The sequence below is a fragment of the Gammaproteobacteria bacterium genome, assembly GCA_003696665.1.
Classification (GTDB): Bacteria; Pseudomonadota; Gammaproteobacteria; order Enterobacterales.
This window is the reverse complement of sequence record RFGJ01000346.1, coordinates 1-1,594: the sequence shown is the minus strand read 5'-3', so window position 1 is coordinate 1,594 and position 1,594 is coordinate 1. Positions and strand designations below refer to the sequence as shown.

2 protein-coding genes are annotated in these 1,594 nt (G+C 54.8%); both read right to left on the bottom strand.

Annotation, left to right across the window (positions count from 1 at the left end; genetic code table 11):
• Positions 1-536: restriction endonuclease subunit R (locus D6694_09005; protein ID RMH41337.1), on the bottom strand; the 536-nt coding region annotated here is incomplete at its 3' end.
• Between the two features lie 18 nt (positions 537-554).
• Entirely contained in the window at positions 555-1,466 is a 912-nt protein-coding gene (locus D6694_09000) for a DUF91 domain-containing protein (GenBank protein ID RMH41336.1), read from the bottom strand.
• Between the last annotated feature and the right edge of the window lie 128 nt (positions 1,467-1,594).

Here is a 1,594-nt window from a genome sequence, read left to right as displayed (position 1 = left end):
TGCTCCAGCCCTTCGGCCACCCGCTTGACGGCTTCGATCTGATAAGGGCGGTCAACGATGGAGCGCTTGGGAACCTGGTTGGAAATCACGGTGCGGTTTTCCCGCTGGAAGCGCAGGCGTTCCAGGTCATTGCGGTTGAAGAAACCGCTGACCTTGCGTGGCGGCGCGTAGCCCCATTCGTAGAACCAGATTTCGTGACCATTGGTGAGGAAAATAAAGGGAGTGCGTTTGTGTACCTGCTGAATGCCCTGAGCGTAGTCCTCCGCCTGGCGCTTTCCAGCGAGTGCGTCGCGCCCTTCGCGTTTGGCTTCTACCACCGCCAGGGGGATGGCGGTGCTGTCCAGCAAAGCGTAATCGAGAAACTCGCTTTCCTTCGAGCGATCCCGAATTCCATCCGAGGCAGCCGCACCATACTTCAACCCCAGTTCGATTTCCACCATCGAAGGGTTAGCAACATCCCAACCAGCCAGACGTAACTGGTGGTCGATTAACTCTTTGCGAGTGGTGGCCTCATCTCTGCCGTTGTATGCCATCATTTACTTCCATGCAGCGCTTCACACCGTTTGCTGGTAGGATTGTTCGATGAGCGCCATTACGGCGTCCAGTTGCTCCGGGTTGCTAAAAGCCACTTCTACATCACCTGTTCCCCAATGGCCAATGCCGCGCACATCGCGCCCCAGTCCCAGCGGGTCTTGAATTTCATCCGGGGAAATGTCCAGCCAGATTTTCAGTTGCCGCACCTGAATCCAGACCTCGCAAAAATTCGTGCCGTGCTTATAGGCCACATAGTTTTTGGTTGCCTTCTCTATCACATCCTCACCCAGCGCCAGAACGCGCTCGCGTAATTGCTCAAAAAGCGCTACAATTCCCGCCGGTTTGCCGCTTAAGTGGTCTTCCACGTTGTATACCACCGGTGGAGTTTCATCTTCCACAGATGCCGTCGGTCCTGTTTCACTGCGACGAGGCACAGGGAATGCCGCCGCGTAGATTTGCTCCAGGTAAAGCAAATCATCTCCGTACAGACGGTAAACCCACAACTCAATGTTGGCGCCGATGCGGTTGACGGCATACTTGTCGTACTCGCTGAAACTTTCAGCAATCAAGATCAGGCGCGGATTGCTCCAGTCAATCTCAACCTCTGCTCCCAACACTTCTTGAGCCGCCAAAGTGAAGTCCCCTTTATGGTCAATCAGCCAGTCCAGGTAGAACAATCCCTGGTTGATGACCGTATCTTTGCTGGTTTTCTTGTATTCAATGATGGTTGGCGTCCCGTTTTCGTCCAGGCCTAACGTGTCAATCCTGCCGCGTTGGCGGTCGCCCGTTGTGAATTCCGATGCGATAAAACGCACCCCTAAGACCTTCTCGAGATTGCGTTCAATCAGCCTTTGTAAATTCCGTTCGCGTTGTGCGGTGGATGATGGCAGTTGTTGCACCACCTCATCTTCCAGAAGGCGAAATAGCGGCATGTCTCCTCCTCAATAAAAAAACGCCGTCAGCGAGTTGCGACTGCGGCGCAAATAGGATAAGATACCAATTCCCCACGCGCCGCGACCGCGTGGTTTGCCGCCGGGACGTGTGCGACCATGTCCCGGCG